The following is a 4140-nucleotide window of genomic DNA, read 5'->3' on the forward strand; positions in this document are numbered from 1 at the left end:
TCCTCGGTGGTCGGGCCGTCGGCGGTGGGCTGCAGCGAGACGTTGGCCATGCGCTGCACCGGGACGTGGCGGGAGGAGTCGGCGAACGCGCAGCCGTTGGAGCGGGGCAGGCCGCGCAGCCGGGCCATGTTCCGGTCGACCTGGTAACCGACGAGGACGCCGTCCTTGACGATGTCCCACTGCTGCCCGGCCACCCCCTCGTCGTCCCAGCCGACCGTCGAGAGCCCGTGCTCCGCGACCCGGTCGCCGGTGACGTTCATCAGCGGGGAGCCGTACTTCAGGGTGCCGAGCTTGTCGACGGTGGCGAACGAGGTGCCGGCGTAGGCGGCCTCGTAGCCGAGCGCCCGGTCGAGTTCGGTGGCGTGGCCGATCGACTCGTGGATGGTGAGGAACAGGTTCGAGGGGTCGATGACGAGGTCGTAGCGGCCGGCCTCGACCGACGGCGCCTTCGTCTTCTCGCGGAGCAGTTCGGGGATCTCCGCGAGCTCACCGCGCCAGTCCCACCCGCCGTCGGTGAGGTACTCCCAGCCCTTGCCGACCGGCGGGGCCAGCGTGCGCATGCTCTCGAACTGCCCGGTGGCGCGGTCGACGGTGAGCGCGGTGAACTCCGGGTGGATGCGCACCCGCTGCTGCCGGGTGCGCGTGCCCGCGGTGTCGGCGTAGTACTTCTGCTCCTTCACGTGCATGCAACTGCTCTGCACGTGCTCCACGCCGTCGGCGGCCATCAGCTGCTCGGACAGCTCGATGAGCAGCGCGCTCTTCTCGCTGTCGGGCACGCCGAACGGGTCGATCTCGTAGTCGGAGACCCACATCGCGTCGGCGTAGACCGGCTCGGGGGCGAGCTCGACGCGGTCGCTGTTGATGGCCGCGGAGACCTTGGCGACGGTCACGGCCTCCTCGGCCAGCCGGACGGCCTCGGCAGCGGTGAGGACGACGCCCGCGGCGAACCCCCACGTGCCCTCGTGCACCACGCGGACGGCGAGCCCGAGGTCCTCGCCGTCGGTGAAGGCCTCGGGCCGGGCGTCGCGCAGGCTCACCGTCTGGGTGTGGATGCGCTCGACGCGGATGTCGGCGTGCTCGCAGCCGAGGTCGACGGCGCGGGTGAGCGCGGCGTCGGTCAGCGCGGCCAGCGGCAGGGCGAGGAACGTCTCGTCGACGGTGCGGGAGGGTGCCACGTGCCTCTGTCTACCAGCCGGGGCGAGGAGATTGTTCGCCTCGCTACTGACCACGGGGGGCGTCGTCGGCCCCGATAACGGGTAGTCCGCCCGGCATGGCCGGGGACGACGTCACGCTCACCTTCGGCGGGAACGCCACGACGCTGCTGCGGATCGGACCGTTCACGCTGCTCACCGATCCGAACTTCCTGCACCGCGGGCAGCGGGCTCACCTCGGGTACGGCCTACGGGCGAAGCGGCGGACCGAGCCGGCGCTGCAGCCGACCCAGCTGCCGGCGCTCGACGGCATCCTGCTCAGCCACATGCACGGCGACCACTGGGACCGCATCGCCACGAGGTCGCTGCCCAAGGGCACGCCCGTCGTCACCACGCCGGAGGCCGCGAAGTGCCTCGCCGACCGGGGCTTCACGTCCACGTCGGACCTGCGGCCGTGGGAGACGTACGAGTTCCGGCGCGGCACCGAGATCCTGCGGGTGACGTCGGTGCCCGGCGTGCACGGACCGGGCGCCCTGGACCGGGTGCTGCCGCAGGTGATGGGCAGCGTTCTCGAGCTCGTGCACGGCGGGACGACGGGTTCGGAGGTGTCGTGGCGGGGCTACGTCAGCGGCGACACCCTCTACCGGCCGTTCCTCGGCGAGGTGCTGGAGCGGTGCGGGCCGCTCGACGTGCTGATCCCACACCTGGGCGGAACGAAGGTCCTCGGCGTCACGGTCACCATGGACGCCCGGCAGGGCGCGGACCTGGTCGAGCTGCTGAAGCCGCCGGTCACCGTGCCCGTCCACTTCGACGACTACAGCCGGTTCAAGAGCCCCCTGGGGGACTTCCTCGCGGAGGTGGGCCGCCGCGAGCTGCCCGGCGAACTGCGGACCGTGCTGCGCGGCGACACCATCTCGCTGCGGGCCTAGCCGCTGTCAGCCTCGCGCCAGCACCTCGTCGAGCCGCTCGTAGCCCTCGACGACGCCGGACTCCATGCCGCTGGCGACGAAGGCGTCGCGGTCGGCGAAGGAATCGACCAGCGAGGTGGCGGTCAGCCGGGTGCGGCCGTTGCCGAGGTCCTCCAGCCGCAGCTTCTCCAGCGCGACGCCGTCCGGCATGCCCTCGAAGGTGAAGGTCTGCACGATCAGCTCGTTCGGCCGCACCTCGTGGAAGCACCCGTGGAAGCCGTAGTCCTCGCCGTCCCGCGAGTGGATGTAGCGGTAGGAGCCGCCGGTGCGGCAGTCGAAGTGGTCGATCGTCATCGTGAGATCCCGCGGGCCGAGCCACTGGACGATCAGGTCCGGGTCGGTGTGCGCCCGGAAGACCTTCTCCGGCGGGGCGTCGAACTCCCGGATGATCCGCACGAGCGGGACGTCGGGGTCGCTGACGATCTGGGTCTCGTGGTGCGTGGTGCTGGTCATGACGGCTTTCCTTCCGGGGTGGGGGGAACGTCCGGCATGGATCGCAGGACGTCGTCCAGACGGCGGTAGCGCTCCTCGGCCTGCTGCCGGTAGCGCTCGATCCACTTGGTCATCAGGTCGAACACATTCGCCTCGAGGTGCACCGGGCGGCGCTGGGCCTCCCGGCGCCGGCTGACCAGGCCGGCGTCCTCGAGCACCTTCAGGTGCTTGGAGACGGCCTGGACGGTCACGTCGTACGGCGCGGCGAGCTCGTTGACCGTGGCGTCGCCCACCGCGAGCCGCGCCACGATGTCCCGCCGGGTGGGGTCGGCCAGCGCCGAGAACACCCGGGAGAGCGGATCTGCCGCCACTGCGTCCTCCTGATTGCTCAACCTTTCGGTTGAGAAGCAGGCTAGAACCGACGGCTCGGCGTTGTCAACCGTTTGGTTGAGAAAGTTCAGGCGGCGGCGAGACGGGCGGCACGGGCGGCGACGTCGAGGCGCAGCGCCTCGGGGTCGACGGTCGTCGAGGCGCCGTCGGCGACCACCTGCCTGCCGCCCACCCAGACGTCGCGCACGTGCCTGCCCGCGCCCGACCAGACGAGGTGGGCGAGGACGTCGCCCGTATCGCCGACGGGCTCGAACACCAGGTTCCGGGTGTCGACGTGCACGAGGTCGGCCCGTCGTCCCGCCTCGAGCTGCCCCAGGTCCGGGCGGCCGATCGCGTCGGCGGCAGCGCCCGTCGCCAGCCAGAACGCCTCGGCGGCGCTGAGCGCAGTAGCCGACCGGCCGACGAGCCGGGCCAGCGACGCAGCCAGGCGAAGGTCGGCGAACAGGTCGAGGCCGTCGTTGGACGCCGGACCGTCGGTGCCCATGCCGACCCGGATGCCGCGGTCGAGCATCGCGCGCAGCGGCGCGATGCCACTGGCCAGCTTGGCGTTGCTGGCCGGGCAGTGGGAGACGGCGACGTCGTGCTCCGCCCAGAGTTCGAGGTCCGCGTCGTCCATGTGCACGCAGTGCGCGGCCAGCACCCGACCGCCGAGAACGTCGTGCGCCGCCAGCAGCGCCGGGACCGACTGGCCGTGCCGGGCCAGCAGGTCGGCGCCCTCGGTCGCCGTCTCCGCGACGTGCAGGTTGAGCAGGAGTCCGTGCTCGCGGGCGGCGGTCGCGGCGGCCCGAAGGACGGGTAGCGGCACCGTGTAGGCGGCATGCGGGCCGATGCCGTACTCCACCGTCCCGTCGCCGGGGACTGCCGTCGCCAGCTCGACGGCCGACTTCAACTGCTCGTCGAAGGGCGGCAGCCCCGGCAGCGGTAGCAGCGGGGTCGCGATGATCGCGCGGGCACCGGTCCGCCCCACGGCGGCGGCGATTCGTTCCGGATGGAAGTACATCTCGACGCTCGTGGTGACCCCGTTGCCGAGCATCTCCGCGGACGCGGCGGTCATCGCTACTTCGACGTCCTCCGGCGTCAGCCGCGCCTCGCGCGGCCACATGACCTCCTGCAGCCAGCGGTCCAGCGGCAGCCCCTCCCCCTGCCCGCGGAACAGCACCATCGGGGCGTGGGAGTGCGTGTTGACCATCCCGGGCAGC

Annotated in this window: 5 protein-coding genes; 1 reads left to right on the plus strand and 4 read right to left on the minus strand. The window is 72.0% G+C overall.

Translation table 11 applies throughout. From position 1 onward, the window contains the following. The coding region (locus tag VK640_00755) for a TldD/PmbA family protein (protein ID HTE71717.1) at positions 1 to 1175 on the minus strand (1175 nt) is incomplete at its 3' end. Positions 1176 to 1270: 95 nt separating this feature from the next. Here VK640_00755 and VK640_00760 point away from each other — a divergent pair. Further along, positions 1271 to 2080, plus strand: a complete 810-nt coding sequence (locus tag VK640_00760) for an MBL fold metallo-hydrolase (protein HTE71718.1) — start codon at positions 1271 to 1273, stop codon at positions 2078 to 2080. A gap of 6 nt (positions 2081 to 2086) precedes the next feature. Here the strand turns inward: VK640_00760 and VK640_00765 are convergent, their stop codons facing one another. The 3 genes from VK640_00765 to VK640_00775 form a co-directional block, all read right to left on the minus strand. Continuing rightward, on the minus strand, positions 2087 to 2572 hold the full coding sequence (locus tag VK640_00765; protein ID HTE71719.1) for an SRPBCC family protein: 486 nt from the start codon (positions 2570 to 2572) through the stop codon (positions 2087 to 2089). Then, complete coding sequence (locus tag VK640_00770; protein HTE71720.1) at positions 2569 to 2922, minus strand: metalloregulator ArsR/SmtB family transcription factor; 354 nt, start codon at positions 2920 to 2922, stop codon at positions 2569 to 2571. The genes VK640_00765 and VK640_00770 overlap by 4 nt, the downstream gene beginning before the upstream one ends. A gap of 86 nt (positions 2923 to 3008) precedes the next feature. Further along, a partial coding sequence (locus tag VK640_00775; GenBank protein HTE71721.1) for an amidohydrolase family protein occupies positions 3009 to 4140 on the minus strand: 1132 nt, incomplete at its 5' end.

Source organism: Actinomycetes bacterium, assembly GCA_035489715.1.
In the GTDB taxonomy this organism is placed as follows: Bacteria; Actinomycetota; Actinomycetes; order JACCUZ01; family JACCUZ01; genus DATHAP01.

Bases quoted from the DNA above. Each gene is read 5' to 3' on its own strand.
- VK640_00760 (HTE71718.1), top strand. From the start codon at position 1,271: ATGGCCGGGGACGACGTCACGCTCACCTTCGGCGGGAACGCCACGACG.
- VK640_00765 (HTE71719.1), bottom strand. From the start codon at position 2,572: ATGACCAGCACCACGCACCACGAGACCCAGATCGTCAGCGACCCCGAC.